This is a genomic window from Clostridium sp. AF32-7AC (assembly GCF_003477925.1).
Taxonomy (GTDB): domain Bacteria; phylum Bacillota; class Clostridia; order Lachnospirales; family Lachnospiraceae; genus Otoolea; species Otoolea fessa.
This window is the reverse complement of record NZ_QUEG01000001.1, coordinates 777,545-801,183: the sequence shown is the minus strand read 5'-3', so window position 1 is coordinate 801,183 and position 23,639 is coordinate 777,545. Positions and strand designations below refer to the sequence as shown.

Annotated in this window: 21 protein-coding genes; all 21 read right to left on the bottom strand. The window is 51.2% G+C overall.

Going from position 1 to position 23,639, the window contains the following annotated elements:
• Positions 1-2: 2 nt before the first annotated feature.
• Positions 3-230 carry a DUF896 domain-containing protein gene (locus tag DWZ45_RS03610; protein WP_022359502.1) on the bottom strand — a complete coding sequence of 76 codons (228 nt, stop codon included), beginning with the start codon at positions 228-230 and terminating at the stop codon, positions 3-5.
• Between the two features lie 90 nt (positions 231-320).
• Positions 321-1,961, bottom strand: coding sequence for an FAD-dependent protein (locus DWZ45_RS03605; RefSeq protein WP_118467647.1), 1,641 nt, complete (start codon positions 1,959-1,961; stop codon positions 321-323).
• On the bottom strand, positions 1,958-3,202 hold the full coding sequence (locus tag DWZ45_RS03600; protein WP_118467645.1) for an NAD(P)/FAD-dependent oxidoreductase: 1,245 nt from the start codon (positions 3,200-3,202) through the stop codon (positions 1,958-1,960). The genes DWZ45_RS03605 and DWZ45_RS03600 overlap by 4 nt, the downstream gene beginning before the upstream one ends.
• A gap of 84 nt (positions 3,203-3,286) precedes the next feature.
• Positions 3,287-3,664: a hypothetical protein gene (locus DWZ45_RS03595; protein WP_117795332.1), complete on the bottom strand. Its 378-nt coding sequence runs from the start codon at positions 3,662-3,664 to the stop codon at positions 3,287-3,289.
• A 75-nt stretch (positions 3,665-3,739) separates the two neighbouring features.
• A complete protein-coding gene (locus tag DWZ45_RS03590; protein ID WP_227589503.1) occupies positions 3,740-5,551 on the bottom strand; it encodes a polysaccharide biosynthesis protein in 1,812 nt (603 codons plus the stop codon).
• Entirely contained in the window at positions 5,532-6,656 is a 1,125-nt protein-coding gene (locus tag DWZ45_RS03585) for a DUF3048 domain-containing protein (protein ID WP_118467643.1), read from the bottom strand. The genes DWZ45_RS03590 and DWZ45_RS03585 overlap by 20 nt, the downstream gene beginning before the upstream one ends.
• Positions 6,657-6,738: 82 nt before the next feature.
• Complete coding sequence (ybeY, locus tag DWZ45_RS03580) at positions 6,739-7,236, bottom strand: rRNA maturation RNase YbeY (protein ID WP_118467641.1); 498 nt, start codon at positions 7,234-7,236, stop codon at positions 6,739-6,741.
• A complete protein-coding gene (locus DWZ45_RS03575; protein WP_227589501.1) occupies positions 7,233-8,267 on the bottom strand; it encodes a PhoH family protein in 1,035 nt (344 codons plus the stop codon). The genes ybeY and DWZ45_RS03575 overlap by 4 nt, the downstream gene beginning before the upstream one ends.
• Complete coding sequence (locus DWZ45_RS03570) at positions 8,242-9,531, bottom strand: sporulation protein YqfD (RefSeq protein ID WP_182426623.1); 1,290 nt, start codon at positions 9,529-9,531, stop codon at positions 8,242-8,244. The genes DWZ45_RS03575 and DWZ45_RS03570 overlap by 26 nt, the downstream gene beginning before the upstream one ends.
• A gap of 9 nt (positions 9,532-9,540) precedes the next feature.
• Complete coding sequence (locus DWZ45_RS03565) at positions 9,541-9,813, bottom strand: YabP/YqfC family sporulation protein (RefSeq protein ID WP_106999834.1); 273 nt, start codon at positions 9,811-9,813, stop codon at positions 9,541-9,543.
• Between the two features lie 65 nt (positions 9,814-9,878).
• The gene (locus tag DWZ45_RS03560) at positions 9,879-11,753 is read right to left on the bottom strand and encodes a DUF6020 family protein (protein WP_118467637.1); all 1,875 of its coding nucleotides are present in this window, start codon (positions 11,751-11,753) and stop codon (positions 9,879-9,881) included.
• Between the two features lie 97 nt (positions 11,754-11,850).
• Entirely contained in the window at positions 11,851-12,027 is a 177-nt protein-coding gene (gene rpsU, locus DWZ45_RS03555) for a 30S ribosomal protein S21 (protein WP_003504099.1), read from the bottom strand.
• A 137-nt stretch (positions 12,028-12,164) separates the two neighbouring features.
• Positions 12,165-14,774: an alanine--tRNA ligase gene (gene alaS / locus DWZ45_RS03550; RefSeq protein ID WP_227589512.1), complete on the bottom strand. Its 2,610-nt coding sequence runs from the start codon at positions 14,772-14,774 to the stop codon at positions 12,165-12,167.
• A 203-nt stretch (positions 14,775-14,977) separates the two neighbouring features.
• On the bottom strand, positions 14,978-15,820 hold the full coding sequence (locus DWZ45_RS03545) for a lysozyme inhibitor LprI family protein (protein WP_118523336.1): 843 nt from the start codon (positions 15,818-15,820) through the stop codon (positions 14,978-14,980).
• Between the two features lie 252 nt (positions 15,821-16,072).
• Positions 16,073-16,546, bottom strand: coding sequence for a ribonuclease HI (gene rnhA / locus DWZ45_RS03540; protein WP_022359619.1), 474 nt, complete (start codon positions 16,544-16,546; stop codon positions 16,073-16,075).
• Between the two features lie 33 nt (positions 16,547-16,579).
• Positions 16,580-18,187: an MBL fold metallo-hydrolase gene (locus tag DWZ45_RS03535; RefSeq protein ID WP_117795317.1), complete on the bottom strand. Its 1,608-nt coding sequence runs from the start codon at positions 18,185-18,187 to the stop codon at positions 16,580-16,582.
• Between the two features lie 207 nt (positions 18,188-18,394).
• Positions 18,395-19,870 (bottom strand): stage IV sporulation protein A, encoded by a 1,476-nt coding sequence (gene spoIVA, locus DWZ45_RS03530; RefSeq protein ID WP_106999830.1) that lies wholly within the window; start codon positions 19,868-19,870, stop codon positions 18,395-18,397.
• A 94-nt stretch (positions 19,871-19,964) separates the two neighbouring features.
• A complete protein-coding gene (locus tag DWZ45_RS03525; RefSeq protein ID WP_022359704.1) occupies positions 19,965-20,675 on the bottom strand; it encodes an ABC transporter ATP-binding protein in 711 nt (236 codons plus the stop codon).
• A 13-nt stretch (positions 20,676-20,688) separates the two neighbouring features.
• Entirely contained in the window at positions 20,689-21,447 is a 759-nt protein-coding gene (locus tag DWZ45_RS03520) for an ABC transporter ATP-binding protein (protein ID WP_022359705.1), read from the bottom strand.
• Between the two features lie 3 nt (positions 21,448-21,450).
• Positions 21,451-22,515, bottom strand: coding sequence for a branched-chain amino acid ABC transporter permease (locus tag DWZ45_RS03515; protein WP_118467633.1), 1,065 nt, complete (start codon positions 22,513-22,515; stop codon positions 21,451-21,453).
• Between the two features lie 112 nt (positions 22,516-22,627).
• On the bottom strand, positions 22,628-23,509 hold the full coding sequence (locus tag DWZ45_RS03510; RefSeq protein WP_117795313.1) for a branched-chain amino acid ABC transporter permease: 882 nt from the start codon (positions 23,507-23,509) through the stop codon (positions 22,628-22,630).
• Between the last annotated feature and the right edge of the window lie 130 nt (positions 23,510-23,639).

Genomic DNA, 23,639 nt, shown 5'->3' with positions numbered 1-23,639 from the left:
AATTAATTCTTCGTATCCGTAACGCCGCCGTATTTCTTACCCAGATCCGTAATAGAACCGTCTTTCTCTTTAATCAGTATCGAATTTAACTGTCCTCGCATATTTCCACGGATTGACTCAATGTACTCCTTCCGAAGCGCTGCCTGCTCTTTTTTCTCTTCTTCGGTCAATCCAACTGCCTGGCTCTTATGATATAACGTATTAATACGGTCAATTCTTTCCTGTTTCATCTATCATTTCTCCTCTTATAATGCTTGTTTCTTCGCAGCTACAGGCAGACATCCTTACTATAAAGCCTAAAGCCGCTGAACCATTCTCTCTCACAATTTAATTTTGGGGATAGCATACTTCGCGATAATTGCCTCTGCCGTCTTCATCCCATCCATCGCCGCCGAGGTAATGCCACCCGCATATCCAGCGCCTTCGCCGCATGGGTAGATGCCCGCGATCGTGCTGCTCTCCATCGTCGCGTGGTCACGCGGAATCCGCAGCGGCGAGGAGGTCCGGCTCTCTACTCCGGCAAAAACCGCATCCTCGCGGTCAAAGCCATGAATCACATGTCCAAAATGTTCCATTCCCTCTAACATCGCTGCCGAAAGCGCTTCCGGCAGCACCTCCCGCAGATTTCCAAATGCAAACTGTCCTTCAAACTGTGGTGTCACTGCTCCAAATCCCGTTGAACTCCGGTTTTCCCGGAAATCTCCATAAAGCTGTACCGGGATTTTTCCGCCGCCGCAGCGGTATGCCGCTTCCTCCAGCTGACGCTGGAACGTTACGCCGCCAAGTGTGCCCGGCTGTGGAAAATCCTCCGGTGTAACGGTCACAATCAGGGCGCTGTTTGCGTTTGCACCGGCACGATCGTGGTTGCTCATGCCGTTGATTGCCAGCCGTCCCGGCTCTGAGGATGCATCCACAACAAAGCCGCCCGGACACATACAGAACGAATACACGCCCCTGCCTCCGGAGGTCTGTGCCGTCAGCTTATAGCTGGCAGCCCCCAGATTCCCGGCTTCTTCCCGTCCGTACTGGCTTAAGTTGATCTGCGTCTGTGGGTGCTGGATCCGCAGTCCCACCGCAAATGCCTTTGCCTGCATGTCGAGCGGTTTCTCTGCCAGCATCGCAAAGGTATCGCGGGCGCTATGCCCGATCGCCAGCACCAGTGCCGATGCCGGAATCTCCTCCACCGTCCGTCCTGCCTCCGACGTGCCTTTACGGGCACTGACGCGGATGGAACACAAATGACCATTCTGTGTCTCAAAGTCCTCCAGACGGCAGCCAAACCGTACCTCACCGCCCAGACTCTCTATCTCACTTCGAATATTCTTTACCACCGTCCGCAGAACATCCGTTCCAACGTGCGGCTTGTTCACATAGGTAATCGTCGGATCCGCGCCCGCCTGCGCCAAGATTTTCAGCACTTCCTTATTCCGCCCAGATGGATCCTTGACCAGCGTATTCAGCTTTCCATCTGAAAACGTACCGGCACCGCCCTCGCCGAACTGCACATTGCACTCCGGATCCAGCGTTCCATCTGTCCAATAGCGTGCAACCGCCTTTGCACGGCTGTCCGCATCCAGCCCCCGTTCCAGAATAAGAGGGCGATATCCGGCACGCGCCAACATCAGACCACAAAACATACCTGCCGGACCAAAGCCCACGATTACCGGTCGTTCCCGAAGCGGCTCTATTCCCGGATCGGGCAGGCGGTACGCCTCTTCCTTTCGGATCTGCACATTTACACTGCGCGCACGTTTGACAATCGCCGCCTCTTTCCCTGCCACTGCAACATCTAATGCATATAAATAGTACAGATCTGGCTTTTTGCGCGCATCCAGAGACTGGCGCACCAGCTCCACCGACTGTATCTGATCTGCCGATACTCCCATCATTTTGGCAGTTTTCTTGCGAAGATCTGCCTCACTGTGGCTGACCGGCAGTTTTACCTGATTTACTCGTATCATTTATCTGACTCCCTTCCAGCACATTTTCCAGCTGCTGCACCGCTGCTCCACGCCCACTGGAGATTATAACCGCCGCAGATGCCATCGACATCCAGAATCTCCCCGGCAAAATATAATCCTTTTACCTTCTTCGATTCCATCGTCTGTGCGTCAACCTCCCGCACATCGACGCCGCCGCAGCAGATCTGTGCCTGTTCAAAGGAATTTGTACCGTTCACGCTGACCTCAAACCGGCAGAGCAGATCCCCCAGCGTCTGAATCTGTGCCTCTGTCAGGCTGCCAACCGTCCGATCTGGCCGGATTCCTGCCTGTTTTAAAAACAGAGCTGCCAGTTTTTTATGTATCCAGCCGGAAAAAAAGTCCTCCACCTGCCGTTCTTTCAGGCGCTCACTCCGCTCTTTTAATATCCGGCGTGTCTCCGTTTCCGGGCATTCCGGATAAAAATTGAGTACCGCCCGTACATCCTGTCCCTCATCGAGCGCGCGCGCCGCAAAGCGGCTGACCTGGAAAACCGGAATCCCCGAAATACCATAATCCGTAAGCTGCACCTCGCCCTTGTCCTCCGCCAGCTTTCTGCCATCGCTGTAGAGTATCACAGAGGCATCCGCGCGTACTCCGGCGAGCTGTTTAAAGAACTTTTCCGGGCAACGAAGCTGAACCAATGCCGGAAGCGGCTTGATGATATGGTGTCCCAGCCGTTTCGCCAGCTTATATCCGCTTCCATCCGAACCTGTACCCGGTGCCGCCTTGCTGCCGCACGCCAGAATCAGCGTCTCGCCCGAAAAGCTCCCCTGGGACGTCTTCACTTCAAACCGGTGTTTCGCATCTTCGCGCGGCGTGATCGAGAAAACTTCACATTCCGTCACCACCTGAACCGACTCCCACGCAAGTCCCAGACGGAGTGCATCTAAAACAGCGCTTGCCTGCCCGGAATATGGATACAGATATCCGTCCCGTTCCCGCGTCAAAACGCCGAGATCCTCAAAATATTCCAGTGTCATCGGAAGCGTAAACGCCCCAAGCGCCTTCCATGGAAAATCCGGCTGACCACTGCGGTAGCAGAACGGCTCCTGCAAACGGTTTGAAAGGTTACAGCGTCCATTGCCGGTAGACAGGATCTTCTTGCCGACCCGGTCTTTATGTTCCAGCAGAACCACCTGTGCGCCCTCCCTGGCAGCAAAAATGGCAGCCGTCATTCCGGCTGCTCCTGCTCCCACTATGATTACTTTATTCTGACTCATCCCTATTTCCCTTCCTGACCGTTTGCTTCGTACCGTTCATACGCGGACTTTATTCTTTGTTTTTTGACTGTATTATAATCACATCTAACTGCTGAAAGACTCCAGATAGTGAAACACATCCGTCATTGTGTCGAACCAGACTCCTTCCAGCAGTTTTTCCTGTTCTTCCACGGAAAATTCTGAGAGCGGCATATGGGTCTGGAAACAGACTTCGCCGCTTGCTCCGTCAAAGATAAGCAGCATCCCATCCTCCGCCGTCAGACAATAGCCGGATTGTTTCTCCGCCACTTCCGGTTCCGGGTTCAGAACCGCATTATTCTCCGGCATCCGCTCTGACTCATACACGCGCCCCGGTACCGGTTCCGCCCGCCTTGGACGATACCACCAGAGCCCTGCCGCCAGAAGCAGAAGCATTGCAAAACAAAAAAGCGCCGCAAACAGTATTCCCTGATATTTTCTCATAATAAGGATACCTCCTGTTGTGTATCCTTATTATTCACTTTTTTCTAAATTTTAATCATAACTAAATTTCTAACCCTACATCAGATGCAGCTTCCGGCAGATGCGTGTGAGTTTCCGTCCCATCGGCATCGAATACATCTCATCTTCCTCGATACAGTGCAGCTTGATAAGAAGCACGCCATATACCGCGACCGCCACAAGCACCGCCAGCAGCGTTCCCAGCACATTGCTGTGGATCACCAGCGTAACCCCACGGTACACGCCATATGCCGCCGCGCCCATAAATGCTGCGCTGATCGCCGGCAGCAGGAAGGTCTTGACCATCTCCTGGCGGTAACCGAGTGTATTGCGGATCGCGATCGCATTTAAAATGCACATAAAGAGCGCAAATAAAATACTTGCAAATACCATACTGTAGATACCCATATTGAAGATCATCAGCATAATATACAGCGCAATCACGTGTAATGCCAACGAAATCAGGGCGTTCCGCACCGGAACATTCATCCGGTTAAGTCCCTGTAAGATTGCATTGGTAACCGTTGAAAGCGACAGGAAGATAACGGCTGAAGCGCCAATCATCATCATACGGATCGCTTCCGCATTGTTTCCGCCCCGGAATAACAGGTTATTGACCGGTGCTGAAAGTACCGTCAGCCCCACCGCCGACGGAATCGCAATCAGCATAGCAAACCGGATCGCAAGGGCTGTCTTCTCAATCGCCGCCTTTCGATCCTTACGCGCTATTGCACCGGACAGCGAAGGAATCAGCGACGAGGACAGTGAGTTCGCCATCGCAAGCGGGACGTGTACCAGCAGCATATATTTGTTGTTGTAGATACCCCAGAGGGCTAAAAACTCTTTGCCGCGTCCCAGCGACTCCATGCCGTGCGCCATGATACCGTTGTCAATAACCGAGTTAATATTGTAAACACCCGAGCTTACGATAACCGGAATAACGGTAAAGAAGAAGATTCTCGAAATCTGACGGTAGGAATCCACACTACCGCTCCGATCCTTGGCAATCCGCCGTTTTGCCGTCGGACGGTAGAGTAAAAACAATACCAGCACAAATAACAGGGCTGCAAACGCACCGCTTCCTGTACCGATCGTACCGCCAGCCGCACCAAATGCCTGTGCATATCCATCTTTCCCATATACTTTCGCCGTATCCAGTCCCACCTTGAAAAGGACGCTGGCTGCCACCACACTGATAATCGCGTTGACCACCTGCTCCAGGATCTGGGAGATCGCCGTCGGAATCATCGTTCCATGTCCCTGGAAATAACCGCGCAAGACGCCCAGATACGCCATGATCCAGATTGTTGGCGCAAGTGTGCGGAGTGCATACACGCAGAACGGCGTGTTAAACAAGGTCGTCGCAAAAAAGCCTGCAAAATTCCAGGTAATAAAGCATGCCAGACCACCTACGACCGTCGCATAGACAAGCGCCGCCCGCAGAACACGGTTCATATTGCGGTACTGCCCTTTCGCAAGGCGGGCCGCTACCATCTTCGACACCGCCAGAGGCAGACTGTACGATGAAAGGATCAGCATGATATTATATACGTTGAATGCCGTCGAATAATATCCCATGCCCTCATCGCCGATGATATTCGTCATCGGGACGCGGTACAGAATACCGATCAGACGCACAATGATACCGGCAACTGCCAGGATCGTACCCTGAATGACAAAATTTTCTTTCCTCACCGGAACCGCTTCCGGCTTCCGGCTGCTTCCTGACCGGTTACGGCTTCTGCCCGCACTTTCCCGGCTGCCTCCAGCTGCTTCTTCTCTACGTCCTGCCGTGCGCTGCCGGCTGATTATCTCTCTTTCTGTCTCTTCCCGCATTCCGGGTTTTCTTCTACTCCGTCTGTTCTCCATAGAATTCCGCCTTATCCATACGGTCATTCGGAAGGATGCAGACCCAGGTCTTGCCCGGATTCAGCTTGATTTCCTGACCGTCCATATCGTAATACTTTGTGACGCCGTAAGCGCCGTCTTTTTCCCAACGAATCAGAATGCCGTGTCCATTTGTAAAATAATACCCCATCGCCGGTGTATAGACATCAATATTCAGATATTCCGTCGGTTTATAATATTTCCACAAACAGTATTGGAAAATAATATTTTTAACCGCTATCTGTCCGGCATCTCCCATATGCGGACCGCCATACTGATACCGGTAGTACAGCCCGTCCTCCGGGTGATACTCAAACCAGGGATTGCTTAACTGATAACCTGGCACTACTTTGGCCGCTGCGATACCATCCTCAAAGCACACCGGCGCACTCTCCGGCGCAAAAGTATAATGCCCCTCATAGCTCTCCGGGTACGCATCCGCATAACCGCTCGCCTCGATCGCCTGGCGCAGCTTTGGTCCCGATGCATAGGCATTGTGCGGGGTCTTCCGATCCTTGGTCCGGAAATACGCAGATGCCCCATTGCCTTTGATTCCATCTAAATGTTCCATCTGCTCCAGATACGGAAGTGCAAACGTATTCTGCCCATAATGTGCATAGACCGCCTCAAATTCCCTTGCAAAAAAAGTATAGTATGGGCGGCAGCTCCGGACGGAACCGATCCGGTCCAGATCGTCATAGTCCTCTATCAGTGCCATATAGCGGTTCATGCTGCCTTCCACCGGTGCCTCATAGACCACTCCGGCATGGTTGATGCCATACTGCGGAAGCGCCGCCTTGTCATTGCTCATCATGATTGCAAGCGGACGGCGGTTCGCCTTTGCGACATCCGTCCATTCCCCGGTCAGATAACTCTGTATCTTCCCGTCTTTTTCGCAACGTCCCTCCGGCTCTGCTTCTGGCTGCGTTTCGGCCTCCGTCTCTGTATTTAAGGACAGCTCGCGCGTCTCCTCCTGTGTCTCTGCTGCCGTTACCGATATTTCTTTGTGAGCCGAACAGCCTGACAGCCAGCAGACTGCCGTCAGAGTCAGTGCCAGTGCCCTTATTTTCCAACTGCTTTTTTTCATTCCGTACTTCCCCCATCACATCCCCATGTGCCTCATTTCCCAAATGGGGACTCCCCTTCCCCTCCGGTTCTTTTTCCTGCTTTTAGCGCGTATACCCCTTGCCAGCCAGGATTTCCTCCTGTTTTTTCTCCATCACAAGGCGTTCGTCATCTTCCATATGATCGTAACCGCACAGGTGCAGCATACTGTGTGCCACCAGGAACGCCAGCTCGCGCTCCTTAGAATGACCGTATTTCTCCGCCTGCTCGTCAACCTTGTCGATCGAGATCACGATATCGCCCAGAAGAAGTTCGCCCGTCTCCGGGTTAAAATAGTCCTCTGACTGCTCTTCCAACCGTTCAAAATCGGACGGCACATCGTAATCCCCCATCGGAAAAGAGAGGACGTCGGTTGCCCGGTCGATTCCTCGGAATTCCTTATTAATACGATGAATCTCCTCATCATTTGTCAGGACTACATTGACCTCCGCCTCATACGGGCATTTTTCATAATCGAGCGCCGCAACCACGATCTCCTCGATGATCGGACGGTAATCTACCTTCCACTCCCGCTCTGCTTCATATTCGATCTGGATTGTCATCTGTTCTTTCTTCCTCCATCTTTCCGGTCACGCGTCCCGGAACTATTTCTCCGGAAACCGCGGGACGCATCCGCATCTTTTTTCTCATACGCATCGTATGCCTCTACGATCTTCTGTACCAGCGGATGGCGGACTACGTCGCCACTGGTCAGATAGCAGAAACCGATATCGTCAATTTTCTTGAGTACATGAATCGCCGTATCCAGTCCGGACGTAGCTCCGGCAGGCAGATCCTTTTGCGACTGGTCGCCCGTCACGATCACCTTGGAACCAAAACCGATACGTGTCAGGAACATCTTCATCTGTGCCGGGGTCGTATTCTGCGCCTCATCGAGAATGATGAACGCATTGTCCAAGGTGCGACCACGCATGTACGCAAGCGGCGCCACCTCAATCAAGCCCTTCTCAGAATTATGCAGGTAACTTTCTGCCCCCATAATCTGATACAGCGCATCGTAAAGCGGACGCAGGTACGGATCGATCTTGCTCTGCAGATCGCCCGGCAGAAAACCCAGTTTTTCCCCCGCCTCGATCGCCGGACGCGTCAGGATGATCCGGCTTACCTCGCCACTCTTAAATGCCTGTATCGCCATCGACATCGCCAGATACGTTTTTCCGGTACCCGCCGGACCGATGCCAAATACAATCATCTTCTTGCGGATCAGGTCCACGTACTGTTTCTGTCCCATCGTCTTCGGTTTGACCGGCTTGCCCGTGATCGTCCGGCAGATGATATCCTTATCGATCTCGAGAATCTGATCGTCCTTCTCCGTGAAGGACAGCGACAGGGCGTAATCAACATTCTGCTCGGTAACGGTATTGCCGCGCCTGGAAAGCTCTAACAGATTGTTGAACACACTCTTCGCCTGCCGGATCGTCTGCTCCGGACCGATGATTTTCAGCGCGCCGTCGCGTGTGATCATCGTCACGTGCAGCGTCCGCTCAATCTTTTTCAGATACGCGTCAAACTGTCCGCATACATTCCGCTCATGTTCCATCGGAATATCAATCATTGTCTCTATTATGCTCATTCCTTTGCTGTTCTCCTTGTGTCACAACTTGAATCGGCTCCTCCGTCTGAAGCCGTACCTCAAAATGGCAGACTCCGCCATTTATTAGTATTCTACCATCACTTGCCATAATATGTACACCTTTTTCGATCAATTTTTCTTCCGTCTCCTTTTGAAATGCCGCTGACAGCGCCGCAAGCTCTGGTTCTGTATACCTTTTTTCGCAGACAGACGTCTCCCGGTACTCACTCCACCCGACAGAAAGCGGCAGATAAAAATCAAGCGGGAGCCGCAATTTCCGGTACTCCGTCCGGATCGTCCAGGCAGGTTTCATCCGCCTGCTTCGTCTGAAAAATCCCCACCGCTCCGCTATATCGAATGTATGTTCTATCATATCATAAAATTCTGGAATTTTCCAGTAAAATGTGTGTGTTCCTGCTTCCAAAGCAATTCCGTATCGTTTCTTTCCCGTTTCCGTCCGCATTTCCCTCCAGAGCGGAAGCTCCTTTCTCCCGACCCGCTCCCGGATCCCATATATATCCGCATCCGCCCGCACCCGGTAAGAGGAAATTTCTTCGCCTCCATCATCTGTGATCGGCACCGTTCCCGACACCAGAAGCTGCCCCTTTTCCACCGTATCTCCCGCCTGCACAAGCGGGATTCCGCTCCGGACGACTACCGACGTGATCCGCGCGTCTGATGCCGCCGCCAGATCGCACGCCTCGCCGGACTCCACTTTCTGACGGACCGGAACCTCGCTCTCCCGCAGGCGGATGAAAAGGCGCGTCCCATGCAGGCGCACCGACACCCAGGTGATATCTTCAAATGACTCCCGCAGTTCTTCCTCCAGCCTCGCACAGGAAATCCGCTTCTTGGGAATTCCCTCTTCAATCTGCAGCGTCTGGAGGTAATGATTCAGCTCACTTTCGGTATAACGCCGGTTTCCACTCCAGTCGATCTCCCAGACAAATTGTGCCAGAAACAATAATAACAGAAAAAAAAGGACGAAGCTGACCGCCCACCCTTTCCGTTTCCGGTTCCGCCAGAGAAACACCGGCAGTCCACGCTTTTCAACGATATGCAGACGGACTCCCGCTTTTCTTGCCAGTGGCGCACACCGCTTAAAATCGCGGATTTCCATATAAAACAGCAGATTTTCCTGCTCTTTTTTTACCTGCCAGACATTTAAACCTGCCAGTGTACAAAGATTCAGGAATCTCTCCGGGGAGGTGCCGCGCATGTTAAGCCGCACTATCCCATGTAGAAGGTGCCTTACCTTCGCCATACTCATTCCTCACAGCACCCCAAATTCGACAGACACAATCTGCCCCGTGACCCGCAGATTGTCGCGGTCATAATACTCAATCGAAAGCCCTTTCCCCTTGATAGTAAGCCGGATGTTCTTTCCCGTCAGCCGCAGCATTTCGTCGGAAAAAAAGAGAATGCTCCTGTAATTTTCTACCACAGCCGCCCGACTGCCGGTAAAATACAGAAGCATCTCTCCGAGAACGACGTCCTCCGGCAGATGAAGTGCCGAAACGATCGCTTTTTTCTGTCTGCCAAACAAGCGCCTACCGCCTATTTCATTGTTATTATCTAATATATGTAGGAAAGCAGAAACTATGCCGTTTACTATTTTCCCGTCAACCCCACTATCATTTCCAGCATCCGCGGCACACAGTAAATCAACGGCAATGCATACCGCAGGGAAACCACCGGTCCCAGCAGAAGTGTTCCCCAGCAGCCGAGCAGAAGCATCAGCGGAATGATCTCATACGCCCGGTGCTTCCAGACTGCAAATCCTGCCGCAAACAGCATCAGCCAGAACGGAAATGCCTGATTGAGAAGCACCGACAGCACCGGAACCGACTGGAATGCGGGTGTCAGTGTCGCCTCCCTCAACCAGTCCGAAAGCGCCTGAAAATGGCTGTTACGCGTGATATGCAGGATATTTAAATTACCTTCCAGGTATGCCCCATCGTATAAAATATAGCTGATCCAGTACTGGCTGTCTCCCATATACCAGTACCCCCAGTTCCCCATCAGAAATGAATCCAGATAAATACCCGGATGGCGCTTCCCGATTTCCGCCCAGGTACGAACGAAGCGTCCTATATCTGCCTGCATCACTTCTGTATGGAATCCATTTTTCACTGGATCCGCATTGACACGGACATACTCACTGAGCGCCTGCGGGTCAATCAGCGTCTCGATATATTCCTTTTCCTCCGGCGTCAATTTCTCCGGAACTTCATGATACATGCGCGCCAGCTGCTGCATCGGCACGCACAGCATCTCCCTCGCATCGCCCTTTCCCACGCCGAACGCCGTTGGAATCGGGCCGGATAAAACATACCATAAAGCTGCCACCAGCAGAGATGCCATAATAAACCTGTTTTTGCAATACACTTTTTTTCGTAGAAACAGGCAGGCTGCCAAGACAAAAAACAGGAAGACATAGATTCCCTGATTCCGGAACAGGCACATAAAAAGCACACTCACAAAAAAGAGTAGCCAATCCCCCGTCTTTCCCACTTTTTTCTGAGAACCTGTTTCGTTCAGATTTTTCTCTTTATCCAGCTCTCTTTCTTTATCCAAATCTTCTTTCTTCTGGCACATTCCCCGCCAAAAATGCTCCGGATCCTCAACTAGACAACACGCTGTATCAAATGACAGCAAGAAAAATGCGCCAAAGAGCACATCTTTCGTCGTGACAAAGGAAAAGACCGTCAGATACGGATTCAGAATCCAGAACATCCACGAAGCAACGCAGAGCCATCGCGGTGCCCGCCGCGCTTTCATCCGGCACAGACACAGGGAAAAGACCGCACTCATAAAAAACGACTGCGACAGCGCATACAGCGCCATCCCTGCCTGATAGGTATGGAACAGACGCCCCGCAATCTTCATGCAGAGTCCCAGATATAGCGTGTGAATTAATGGATGGTGGGTTGTCAGCGGCAGTTTTCCATAAAACTGAAGGAGCTGCGCGGACGCATCGTAAGAATAAATGCCCGGATAAACCGCCAGAAAAACCGGAAGATAGACGCACCAGGAGAGAAACATCCATTTCAGCCATGTCCCCAAATCCAAATTTTTCGCTGCGCGCTGTTTCGATTCCCGTCCCTGGCTTTCCACATCGCGGCTGCTTCCCTGGTCTTCGCAGTCTTTCTCCCTCCGTGCTTGCGTCCGTTTCTGGTAACTGTTCACAGGCAGGAATTTTCCGAACTGAAAATCCCGTATCTCAGGCCAGCCACGCCCCAAAGCATCCAGTCCCACACAAATCGCCCAGACCATCACCGTCATACACACCACCCAGCCCGCCAACTGTCCCAAAAACTGACCCGCCGTCCGGTAAATCAGCTCATTGCGGCTGTAACGGATTCCCAGAAGAATCATTAGCCCCATCAAAATACCCAGCACAAGGCTGACTGCTGCCAGGCGCCGATCCGCAATATATTGTTTCAATCCCTTTCCCCGTCTCTCATTTTCCTGCTTCTCTCTCATGCCCCTCACTCCATCATCCGCCACATCGCATTTCTTCTCTTTCTCCTATTGCACAAAAAAGTCCTGGTTCATATGAAAACCAGGACTTTTGCGTTACTTAATTGTATTTGCGTTTTCTAGCAGCTTCGGATTTCTTTTTACGACGAACGCTCGGTTTCTCGTAATGCTCTCTTTTCCGAATCTCCTGCTGGATACCAGCCTTAGCACAGTTTCTTTTGAATCTGCGTAAAGCGCTGTCCAGACTCTCGTTATCTTTAACGATTACATTTGACATAGCTCACACCTAACCTCCCTCCAGTTGTGTAATAAGTGCATATTAATACAACTGTATGGGTATTTTTTTAGCACTAAAAAGATTATATCATAAAAAAATGATACGTCAACAACATTTTACATTTTTTTATGATTTTTTTATTTTACTTGCTCTGCTACTACTTCTGCCGCTTTTTCAAGGGCTGCTGCAATACCAGACGGATTCTTTCCGCCAGCCTGTGCCATGTTCGGACGGCCACCGCCGCCGCCGCCGACAAGACCTGCGATTGCTTTGATTAAGTTTCCAGCATGTGCACCCTTCTTCATCGCACCGTCAGTTACAGAAGCCATCAGGCTTACCTTGCCATCCAGAGTAGATGCAATCAGGACAACGCCGTCGCCCAGCTTCTCTTTCAGCTGATCGCCCAGATTACGCAGACCGTTCATGTCTACATCCTTAACCTCAACTGCCAGCAGCTTCACGCCGTTTACATCCTGTACCTGGTTCATAACATCGCCCAGAGAGTCGTTCGCCAGCTTACTTTTTAACTTCTCGTTCTCTGCGTGCAGAGTCTTGATCTCCTCTAACATGGACTCAATCTTGCTGCTCAGTGCCGCCGGAGTGGTCTTTGCCAGTTTCGCCGCCTCATGCAGCTCATTCTCTACCTCTTTGTAGTGGTTCATCAAACCGGTGGAGGTCAGCGCCTCGATACGGCGGACGCCTGCTGCAATACCAGCCTCAGAGAGAATCTTGAAGGATGCAATTGTGCCTGTGTTGGATACGTGTGTACCGCCGCAAAGCTCGGTGGAGAAATCCCCCATCTTGACAACACGGACTTTCTCGCCGTACTTCTCGCCAAACAGTGCCATCGCGCCCGTCTTCTTTGCCTCATCCAAGGACATAACATCGGTTACAACCGGCAGGGATGCTGCAATCTCATCATTTACAATCTTTTCAACCTTCTCTATCTCCTCTGGAGTCATCGCAGAGAAATGAGTAAAGTCGAAACGCAGACGGTCACGGGTTACCAGGGAACCAGCCTGCTCTACATGGCTACCAAGTACGGTACGCAGCGCTTTATGAAGCAGATGGGTTGCGGAATGGTTGCGGGAAGTCAGTTCACGGTTTTCCTTGTCAACCGACATGGTTACTTTTTCTCCCACCTCGAACATACCCTTTACTACAACACCGACATGACCGATCTTGCCACCCTGTAAATGAATGGTATCTTTTACTTCAAACACAGAGCCGTCCGGAGCGGTAATCTGACCGAAGTCACCCTCCTGACCACCCATGGTTCCGTAGAACGGGGTTTCCTTGGTGATAATTGTACCAGTCTGACCGTCAGTCAGTGCCTCTACAATCTCATCCTCGGTCGTCAGAACGGAAATCTCGGATTCCGCTGTCAGACGATCATAGCCGATAAACTCAGTTGTAATAGCCGGATCGATGGACTGATATACCGTAACATCCGCGCCCATATAGTTAGTCGTCTTTCTCGCCGCTCTCGCCTGTTCTTTCTGGCGTTTCATCGCTGCGTTGAAGCCGTCCTCATCGATACCGAGACTCTTCTCCTCGAGAATCTCACGGGTTAAATCGATCGGGAATCCATACGTATCGTAGAGCTTGAATGCGTTGTCGCCGGACAGCACTTTTTCGCCCTTCTTGTTCATATCCTCTTCCATATCAGCAAGGATCGCAAGACCCTGATCAATGGTCCTGTTGAACTTATCCTCTTCCTCAGAAAGAACCTTGAAAATCATCGCGCTCTTCTCTTCCAGTTCCGGATAACCATCCTTGGAAAGGTCGATAACGGTGCGGGACAGAGCTGCTAAGAACTCACCCTCGATGCCAAGTTTTTTGCCATGGCGTGCTGCACGGCGCAGAAGGCGGCGCAGAACATATCCGCGTCCCTCGTTGGATGGCATAATGCCATCGGAAATCATGAAGGTGCAGGACTTGATATGATCCGCTACAATACGCAGAGAAATATCGGTCTCATGATCTTTCTGATATTCGGTATGTGCCAGCTCGCAGACACGGTCTAACAGAGCTTTGTTGGTATCAACCGTAAACAGGGAATCTACATCCTGTACGATCACTGCCAGACGCTCTAGACCCATTCCGGTATCAATGTTCTTGTGCTCCAGCTCGGTGTAGTTGCCGTGACCGTCGTTGTTAAACTGGGAGAATACATTGTTCCATACCTCCATGTAACGGTCACACTCGCAGCCTACCGTACATCCCGGTTTGCCGCAGCCGTATTTCTCACCGCGGTCATAGTAGATCTCAGAACACGGACCGCACGGACCAGCGCCATGCTCCCAGAAGTTATCCTCTCTGCCAAAGCGGAAAATACGCTCTGCCGGAATACCCATCTCTTTGTTCCAGATATCAAATGCCTCGTCATCGCTCTCGAACACAGACGGATAGAGGCGATCCGGATCAAGTCCGACAACCTCGGTTAAAAATTCCCAGGACCAGTGAATCGCTTCCTCTTTGAAATAATCACCGAAGGAGAAGTTGCCAAGCATCTCAAAAAAGGTACCATGACGGGCAGTCTTACCGATATTCTCGATATCGCCGGTACGAATACATTTCTGACAGGTACATACTCTTGTTCTCGGCGGAATCTCCTGACCCGTAAAATATGGCTTTAACGGAGCCATACCAGAGTTGATAAGCAGAAGGCTGTTATCATTATGCGGAACCAGAGAGAAACTCTTCATTGCCAGATGTCCCTTGCTCTCAAAAAAGTCTAAGAACATCTTTCTAAGTTCGTTCACACCGTATTTTTTCACGTTGCTTCCTCCTATAGTTACTTCTATTTAAGTAAAATTTTCCTCATTCTTTATATCCTATCATAGGAATTTACATTTCGCAAGAGGTTTATCGGTACAAAAAGTGTGCAAAAATGGGACCCTTACCGCAATTCTATATGCCGCAAAAGTCCCTTTTTCTAATTTTTTCACTACTCTGCCGGAAGATACGATTCATACAAATCCAAAAGCTCATACGCCCGATCCCGCGTCGAATTTGCCAGCGACGCCGTGTACTCGACATTTTCCATCGTGCCGCCCTTGTAGCGCTCCGCCGCCTGTTTCGCCGCCGTATCACGTTCCCGAATCCATCTGCGTTCCCGACCACGCAGCGTGTCTGTCTCCTCGTCTGGAAGCACCGCCATGATTGCCTGATAAATCTGATTTAATTCGGCATCCCAGAGCCGGTACTCATACGCGACCGCCTCCCGCATCGCGTCGGTTGTATTCGCACTTCCCGAATTTTCCAGGTTTTGAATCGTATTCTCGATCTCGCCCAGCCGGTTCCGGTAATCTTCCGCTGTCCGGTCCGAGCCTGCACCTGTCCCGGAGGACGCGCCTCGCGCAGGAGATACAATTCCATTTTCAACCGGGGACACAACCGCCCCTGTATTCACAGAATAATCCGACTCATCGCCCGCGCTCTGCTTCTCTGCCGCCTTAGCAACCGCCCGATTATCTGCACGTTTTTCCTTTTGTTCACCTAAAGACTGGACAGAAACATCTCCTTCCGCCTGCATACAGGCTCTATCTTCTGTCCCCACGCTTTCCGCATGCGTCATTTTTTTAGAAGATGGCTCCGGCGCATCCTCCGCCAGACCATTTTCCGCTGCTTCCGCCGCAAATGGTTCCGCCTCATACATCGCCTCCGGTCCGACCGTCAGGCTTCTCTCACTTCCCGCCTGCTCCCGGATATAACGCCGCGTTGCCGCCGTCGTCACAATCCCCAGCACCAGAATCAGACCGAGGGCAGCGATCATTCCTTTATTTTTCAAATTACTCTCAACCGCCTCTGCTATTCCTGTTCACTTGATAATTTTAAAATAGCACATTTAAGACGGTTTGAAAATAGATGATCGAAAGATGTAAACATATCGTAAGGGTTGTTATAGTAACTGCTCACAGGTAGGAATTTTCTGAACTGAAAATTCCGTACAATACAGTTCCGAATGCAGATTTTGCCGATTTAGAATGCGAAGCATCGGCAAAATCCTGTTACTGGGCACACATGTGTGAGCTGTAACGAGCTATACCCCCGGATCCACCATCAGCTCGTCCCCATCCGCCGCCGAAGTAGCCAAAAAGTCACATCTCTCATTCTCCGGATGCCCATTATGCCCCTTCACCCAGAAAAACGAAATCTGATGGGGTTCCTTGGCAGCGAGCAGGCGCTTCCATAGATCTACATTCTTAACCTCCTCATTTTTGCCGCGTTTCCAGCCCTTTTTGATCCAACCCTCGATCCAGTGCTGGTTAAAAGCGTTGACGAGATACTGGGAATCTGAATAGAGTTCGATCTCGCAGGGGCGGTTGAGCGCCTCGAGACCGGCGATGGCTGCCATCAGCTCCATACGGTTGTTCGTAGTTCGTTTGTAGCCGCCGGAAATCTCTTTCGTGTGCAGTTTTCCTGCCGGATCTACATAGTGAATGACGGTTCCAAATCCGCCCGGACCATCTGGATTGCCGCGGGCGGCGCCGTCTGTGTATATAGTTACTTTCAAGTCAGAAATCTCCTTTATGTCTATTATTGAAGCTTAGCGGTCCCACTTATCGCAGAGCGAGTTGATCTGGTCGGCAAAACGTGCTAAATCTTTGTTCGCCCCGCCCTCGTTATGCATAACAACACGGCGCAGGCGGTCGCAGGCTGCCAGCAGGCGGGCAAATACACCAGCCGCTTTCTTCGTTGCTTCGTTCACTGCCGGTTTCTGAATCGGAATACCCTTCGTAACAGTCACGAAGCATCCCTCTTTCAGGTCGTAGGAACTGCCGGAGAACGGAGCCATCGCATTGATGCCGTAAGTTTCCTTGACCGTCTCTGCAAATGCATCGCACACTGTGTCATCGCCGTGTACCACGAAGACCTGGGACGGTTTTTCCATAAAACTGCCAACCCACTCCAAAAGCCCGGTCTCGTCCGCATGGCCGCTGATGCCCTCGATCTTCTCGATCCGTGCTTTGACCTCGATCGACTCACCGAACAGCTTCACTTCCTCGCGTCCCTCAATAATGCTGCGTCCCAGTGTGCCGACTGCCTGATAGCCAGCAAACAAAATCGTACACTCCGGTCTCCAGAGGTTGTGTTTCAGATGATGGCGGATACGGCCCGCATCACACATGCCGGCTGCCGAGATGATAACCTTCGGTTCCTCGTTGAAGTTGATTGCAACGGAATCGCTGCTGGTGATCGAGAGATGCAGACCCGGGAAAGAAATCGGATTGATGCCCTTTTTTACCAGCTCCTTCGTCTCTTCATTGTAGCAATCCATCATATTGTCCTTGAACACGCCGGTCGCTTCCACCGCCATCGGGCTGTCTAAGTAAACCGGAAATACGCCGTGCCCGGTTACAAGGTTCTTCTCCTTGATAATACGGATGTAATTCAACACTTCCTGCGTTCTGCCGACCGCAAATGCCGGGATCACGACATTGCCGCCCTTATCCAGCGTCTCCTGAATCACGCGGGCAAATTCTTCCACGTGATCGCCTGTATTCTTGTGGAACCGACCGCCGTAAGTACTCTCCATGACAACATAATCCGCCTGACGGATGTACTGCGGGCTGCGGATGAGCGGCTTGTTTTTGTTACCGATATCACCTGAAAATACAATCTTCTTGGAACAATCGTCTTCCTTCATCCAGATCTCGATCGAAGCCGAACCAAGCAGATGTCCCACATCGACAAACCGAATCTCCAGATTGTCATTCAGACGGATAATCTCATTGTAATTGCAGGGGACAAAGTGATGCAGTACCCCTTCTGCATCGTTCATCGTGTAAATCGGTGTCACCTCCGGTTTTCCGGCACGCATGGCTTTCCGGTTTTTCCACTCCGCTTCTGACTCCTGGATATGGGCGCAATCTTTCAGCATGATATCACACAGATCGCAGGTCGCGCGCGTCGCCATAATCTGTCCGCGGAATCCCCTCGCATAGATAAGTGGAAGCAATCCCACATGATCGATATGGGCGTGCGTCACCAACACATAGTCCACATCCGAATACGGAATCGGAAGTTCTGCATTTTCATACTTGTTGATCCCCTGTTCCATACCGCAGTCAATCAGAATATTCAGCCCGCATGCCTCCAGAAAATGACAGCTGCCTGTAACCTCATGATCCGCACCGATAAATGTAAGCCTCATAAAATCAGCCCCCTGTTCTGTCGTTTATGTTTCCGCATACCCCTTGCGGAAAGTGTTTTTGCTATTAGCTTCATTATAACTGATTTCTGACAATTTTGCAATTTCCCCGATAAAGTTTCGATAAAATTTTCATAAAATCACCTTATCTGTCCCACATTCCCATTCCAGACAACGCACCATTTTCCCAACAAGAGCAGACCCATTCTATTATATAATAATACAGATCATCCCCCCATTGCTGTCATTGATGATTTTCTGCAGCGTATCCTGCAGCTTCACCTGGCAGTCCTCAGTGAGCTGGGAGATCTTCGCCTGAATCCCATCATCGACGATCTGGGCGATTGATTTTCCAAAAATATTGGTTTCCCAGATGCCTTCCTCACCTTTTCCAGCATTCTCCCGGATGTATCGGATCAAATCCTCTGCCTGCTGTTCATTTCCCACAATCGGCGCGATCTCAGTCTCAATCTGCGCCTTGATGAGATTGATGGACGGCGCCTGCGCTTTCATTTTGACTCCATATTTATTGCCGTGGCGCACCACCTGCGGCTCATCGAGAACGATCTCCCCGCGTTCCGGCGTGACAACCCCATAGCCCTTCTTGCGTGCCTGCGTGAGCGCCACGGATGCCTTTTCATACTCGCTCTGCATCGACGCCAACCGCTTCAAGGTCTGCATCAGCTGGTACTCGCCCTCGATCGGCATTCCCACATACTCGCTGAGGATCTGATAATAATGTCCGTCGTCCAGCTCGACCACCGCCTGAACGCTGCCATCATCCATTTTCATTGATACAATCCGGATCCGGCGGATCGCTTCCCCGGTTTCCTCCGGCAGCGCCAACGCCACATCGCGCATATGTACCGTCCGATCCATCATCCCCCGAACTGCCTGTATGACCTCCGATTTAAGCCAATGGCTGTTTGGCAGAATCTCCAGCCATTTCGGAATCGAAAAATCGATCTCCGTGACCGGGAATTCCAGAAGCACCTGCCCCAGAATCTCCCGGATATCCTCGGCGCGCAGCTGCTCACAGTTGACTGGGAGCACCTGCACCTCATATTTTTCGGTCATCCGGGCTGCCAGCGCCCGCGTCTCCTCCGAATATGGTTTCTGCGAGTTTAAAAGCACCAGAAACGGCTTTCCCAGTTTTTTCAGTTCCTGCACGGTCTTCTCTTCCGCCGGAACATAATTCTCCCGTTTCAACTCCCCGAAACTGCCGTCCGCCGTAACCACAAGCCCGATCGTCGAATGATCCGTGATGACCTTGCGCGTTCCCAGCTCGGCTGCCGCTGTAAATGGGATCTCCTCCTCATACCACGGCGTCCGCACCATGCGTTCTTTCTCGTTTTCAATATGACCGGCAGCGCCCTCCACCATGAAACCGACGCAGTCGATCAGGCGGACCCGCACCTCCACACCGTCCCCAAGCGAGAGCTTTGCCGCCTCTTTAGGGATAAATTTCGGTTCCGTTGTCATGATCGTTTTCCCCGCCGAAGACTGGGGAAGTTCATCCCGGGCGCGCTCGCGGGCATGGACATCTTCCAGCCCCGGAAGGACGAGAAGTTCCATAAAGCGCTTAATAAAGGTCGATTTCCCTGTCCGAACCGGACCAACCACCCCAATATAGATCTCGCCGCCGGTTCGCGCCTGGATATCGCTGTATACATTAAAATGATCCATAAAAATACCCCCTTGGTCTGCTGATACAATGTATTCAGACCATAAGGGGGTTATGAATATTCCCATTTGGAAAGCTCCGGCTCACAGAACATTTTTATTCGCTCAGATAAGCCTTCTTCACTCTCTCATTATTCATCAGTTCTTTCGCATCACCGCTCAGAACGATATTGCCCGTCTCAAGCACATATGCTTTGTTGGAAATGGAGAGCGCTTTTTTCGCATTCTGCTCGACCAGAAGAACGGTCACTCCGTCCTTGTTGATTTCCTGGATAATATCGAAAATCTCATTAACATAGAGTGGGGACAGACCCATCGACGGCTCGTCGAGAACGATCAGGCGCGGGTGGCTCATGAGGGCGCGTCCCATCGCAAGCATCTGCTGCTCGCCGCCGGACAAAGTTCCGGCAAGCTGGTTCTTGCGCTCTTTCAGACGCGGGAAACGCTTGTAAATCATTTCGATCGTATCTTCAATTTCCTTCTTGTCATTTCTCGTATACGCACCCATTTTCAGGTTCTGAAGAACCGTCAGGGAAGCGAACACACGGCGCCCCTCCGGCACGTGGGCGATTCCCATTGATACCAGCTTATAGCCCGGTACATGGGTAATATCCGTTCCCTCAAATGTGATATTGCCTGCCTTGGACGGCAGCAGACCCGTGATCGTGTGAAGCGTCGTCGTCTTTCCGGCTCCGTTGGCACCGATCAGCGCTACCACATCGCCCTGTTCTACCTCAAAGGAAATTCCCTTGAGTGCCTGTATCACACCATAATATACCTGTAAATCTTTTACTTCCAGCATTGACATACGAAACTTCCCCCTATTCTCCCAGATATGCTTTGATAACTTCTGGATTGCTGAGTACTTCGCTGGTCGGTCCCTCTGCCAGCATATGACCGAAGTTTAAGACCGTCAGGCGCTCGCAGATACCGGAGACCAGCTTCATATCATGCTCAATGAGAAGTACGGTCATATCAAAATGATCGCGCACGAAACGGATCGTCTTCATCAGCTCTGCCGTCTCATTCGGGTTCATGCCGGCTGCCGGCTCGTCAAGAAGCAGAAGCTTCGGCTCGGTCGCCAGCGCTCTGGCGATCTCCAGCTTTCTCTGCTTGCCGTATGGGAGGTTCGATGCCTTATAATCAAACTCTTTGTCGAGGTCAAACACCTTCAAAAGCTCCATTGCGCGCTCATCCATCTCTTTCTCAACCTTGTAATAGGACGGAAGACGCAGAATGCCGCTCAGCGTAGAATATTTATGATGGTTGTGAAGACCAACCTTTACATTGTCAAGCACGCTCAGCTCCTTGAACAGACGGATATTCTGGAAGGTTCTCGCGATGCCTGCCTGATTGATCTGGATTGCCTTGTGACCGGTAATGTCCTTTCCATCCAGCAGAATCCGTCCGCCATCCGGCTTGTACACGCCCGTCAAAAGGTTGAAAATAGTCGTTTTACCAGCGCCGTTCGGTCCGATCAGACCGTAGAGCTGTCCTTTTTCTATCGTGATGCTGAAATCATCGACCGCTTTCAGACCGCCAAAAGAAATACTTAAATTTTTTACATCCAGCATTGCCATGATTTACGCCTCCCCTTCTGTCTTCTTTTTCCGGAATGATGAAAAGATGCGCTCGCGGACCTCGATCGCCTTCGGGCTGGAGGTCAAAAGCATCATTGCAATCAGGACGACCGCGTAAATCAGCATACGGTAATTATTGAGGCTTCGAAGCATCTCCGGAAGCAGGGTTAAGATAACCGCCGCGATCATGGAACCACGGATATTTCCGATGCCGCCCAGAACCACAAATACAAGGATCATAATGGACATATTATAACCGAAGCTTTTCGGGGTCGCTGCCAGCGTCGCCAGGTTGTGTGCGTACAGAACGCCTGCCACACCGGCTAAGGAAGCAGAGATGGTAAATGCCATCAGTTTGTATTTCGTGATATTGATACCCACAGACTCTGCCGCAATACGGTTGTCGCGGATCGCCATGATCGCACGGCCTGTCCGGGAATTGATGATATTCAATACAATAAACAGGGTCAGGAGTACCAGGATAATGCCGATCGTAAAGGTCGCCGTCTTCGGTGTACCTGTGATACCCTGTGCACCCTTGATGATCACCTGACCGTCCGCTGCCAGCTTTAAGGAAGCTACATCTTTCATGGAAACGTGGATTCCGTTTCCGTCGATGCCGACGTACAGAACATTGATAATATTTTTAACGATCTCACCGAATGCCAGCGTTACAATCGCCAGATAGTCTCCTTTCAGACGCAGAACCGGAATACCGATGAGGATACCAAATACCGCTGCTACCGCCGCACCGACAAAGAGCGCCAGAATGAAGCGTACCTGGTTGCTTGCGATCAGATTTTTCATGGCATGATTAAAAAATGCACCTGAAAACGCACCCGCACACATGAATCCGGCATGACCCAGGCTCAGCTCACCGAGGATACCAACCGTGAGGTTTAAGGAAACCGCCAAAATCGTATAGGTACAAAGTGGAACCAGAATACCCCTTAAAAGACTGTTTACATGGCCGCCTGCCATCATAATCTGAATCAGAATGTAACAGCCGATTACAATCGCATATGTGATCGCATTCTGAATCCGAATTTTATTTTTATATGCATTCATTTTAAACACCTGCACTTTCTCTTGCTTATTGCAGTTCATGCACCATCTTGTTTTCACACGGCACTTTCCGTTTCAAAAGTCCCCGGCATGAACCATCGTATAATTTTCTCTATTATACTTTCTCCGTCATCTTCTTGCCGAGAATACCGGTCGGGCGGACCAGAAGCACGATAATCAGGACAGAGAATACGATCGCGTCAGAAAGCTGGGAGGAAATATACGCCTTGGCAAGGTTTTCAATGATACCAAGCAGGATACCGCCGATAAATGCGCCCGGGATCGAACCGATACCGCCAAATACCGCTGCCACGAATGCCTTGATACCCGGCATGGAACCGGTGTACGGAGACAGGGACGGGTACGCCGAGCAGAGCAGCACGCCTGCTACTGCCGCCAGAGCGGAACCAATCGCAAAGGTTACGGAGATCGTGCGGTTTACATTGATACCCATCAAGGTTGCCGCACCGCGATCCTCAGAAACCGCCAGCATCGCCTGTCCCATTTTCGTCTTATTGATAAATGCCATCAGGGCAGCCATAATCACGATACAGCTTAAAATCGTCACGATCGTGACACTGGAGATCGAAAGCTTGCCGCCAGCCAGCTTTAATGCCGGTACAGTAATAACTGATGTAAACTGTCTCGCATTGGAACCAAAAATCAGAAGCGCCACGTTCTGGAGCAGATAACTGACACCGATCGCGGTGATCAGAACTGCCAGCGGGGACGCGTCACGCAACGGTCTGTATGCAACTCGCTCGATGGTAACGCCCAGCACTGTACACACAACCACCGAAGCCAGAATACCCACAACCGGAGAACCGCCCATCGTTGTGACAATCGTAAACACTGTGAAACCGCCTACCATGATGATATCGCCGTGTGCGAAGTTCAGCATACGCGCGATGCCATAAACCATGGTGTAGCCCAGTGCAATGATCGCATAGACACTTCCCAGACTGATGCCATTGATTAAATAAGAAAGAAAACTCATATGTATACACCTACCTCTTTGTTTCTACGTTTTCGCATTTCCCTGTACACGCATTTCGCTGCACATGTTTACCTGTGACCGAATTTAGCAGAACAAACATGACCGTCTCGCAGTCCGCAGAAAGCAAACA

Excerpts from the sequence above, each read along its gene's own strand:
- ybeY (WP_118467641.1), bottom strand. The coding sequence starts at position 7,236 with ATGACAATCCAGATCGAATATGAAGCAGAGCGGGAGTGGAAGGTAGAT.
- DWZ45_RS03590 (WP_227589503.1), bottom strand. The coding sequence starts at position 5,551 with ATGGAGAACAGACGGAGTAGAAGAAAACCCGGAATGCGGGAAGAGACA.
- alaS (WP_227589512.1), bottom strand. The coding sequence starts at position 14,774 with ATGTTCTTAGACTTTTTTGAGAGCAAGGGACATCTGGCAATGAAGAGT.
- DWZ45_RS03585 (WP_118467643.1), bottom strand. The coding sequence starts at position 6,656 with ATGAAAAAAAGCAGTTGGAAAATAAGGGCACTGGCACTGACTCTGACG.
- DWZ45_RS03520 (WP_022359705.1), bottom strand. The coding sequence starts at position 21,447 with ATGGCAATGCTGGATGTAAAAAATTTAAGTATTTCTTTTGGCGGTCTG.
- DWZ45_RS03525 (WP_022359704.1), bottom strand. The coding sequence starts at position 20,675 with ATGTCAATGCTGGAAGTAAAAGATTTACAGGTATATTATGGTGTGATA.
- DWZ45_RS03515 (WP_118467633.1), bottom strand. The coding sequence starts at position 22,515 with ATGAATGCATATAAAAATAAAATTCGGATTCAGAATGCGATCACATAT.
- DWZ45_RS03560 (WP_118467637.1), bottom strand. The coding sequence starts at position 11,753 with ATGAGAGAGAAGCAGGAAAATGAGAGACGGGGAAAGGGATTGAAACAA.
- DWZ45_RS03570 (WP_182426623.1), bottom strand. The coding sequence starts at position 9,531 with ATGGCGAAGGTAAGGCACCTTCTACATGGGATAGTGCGGCTTAACATG.
- DWZ45_RS03510 (WP_117795313.1), bottom strand. The coding sequence starts at position 23,509 with ATGAGTTTTCTTTCTTATTTAATCAATGGCATCAGTCTGGGAAGTGTC.
- DWZ45_RS03610 (WP_022359502.1), bottom strand. The coding sequence starts at position 230 with ATGAAACAGGAAAGAATTGACCGTATTAATACGTTATATCATAAGAGC.
- DWZ45_RS03605 (WP_118467647.1), bottom strand. The coding sequence starts at position 1,961 with ATGATACGAGTAAATCAGGTAAAACTGCCGGTCAGCCACAGTGAGGCA.
- DWZ45_RS03535 (WP_117795317.1), bottom strand. The coding sequence starts at position 18,187 with ATGAGGCTTACATTTATCGGTGCGGATCATGAGGTTACAGGCAGCTGT.
- rpsU (WP_003504099.1), bottom strand. The coding sequence starts at position 12,027 with ATGTCAAATGTAATCGTTAAAGATAACGAGAGTCTGGACAGCGCTTTA.
- DWZ45_RS03575 (WP_227589501.1), bottom strand. The coding sequence starts at position 8,267 with ATGAGCATAATAGAGACAATGATTGATATTCCGATGGAACATGAGCGG.
- DWZ45_RS03595 (WP_117795332.1), bottom strand. The coding sequence starts at position 3,664 with ATGAGAAAATATCAGGGAATACTGTTTGCGGCGCTTTTTTGTTTTGCA.
- DWZ45_RS03600 (WP_118467645.1), bottom strand. The coding sequence starts at position 3,202 with ATGAGTCAGAATAAAGTAATCATAGTGGGAGCAGGAGCAGCCGGAATG.
- spoIVA (WP_106999830.1), bottom strand. The coding sequence starts at position 19,870 with ATGGATCATTTTAATGTATACAGCGATATCCAGGCGCGAACCGGCGGC.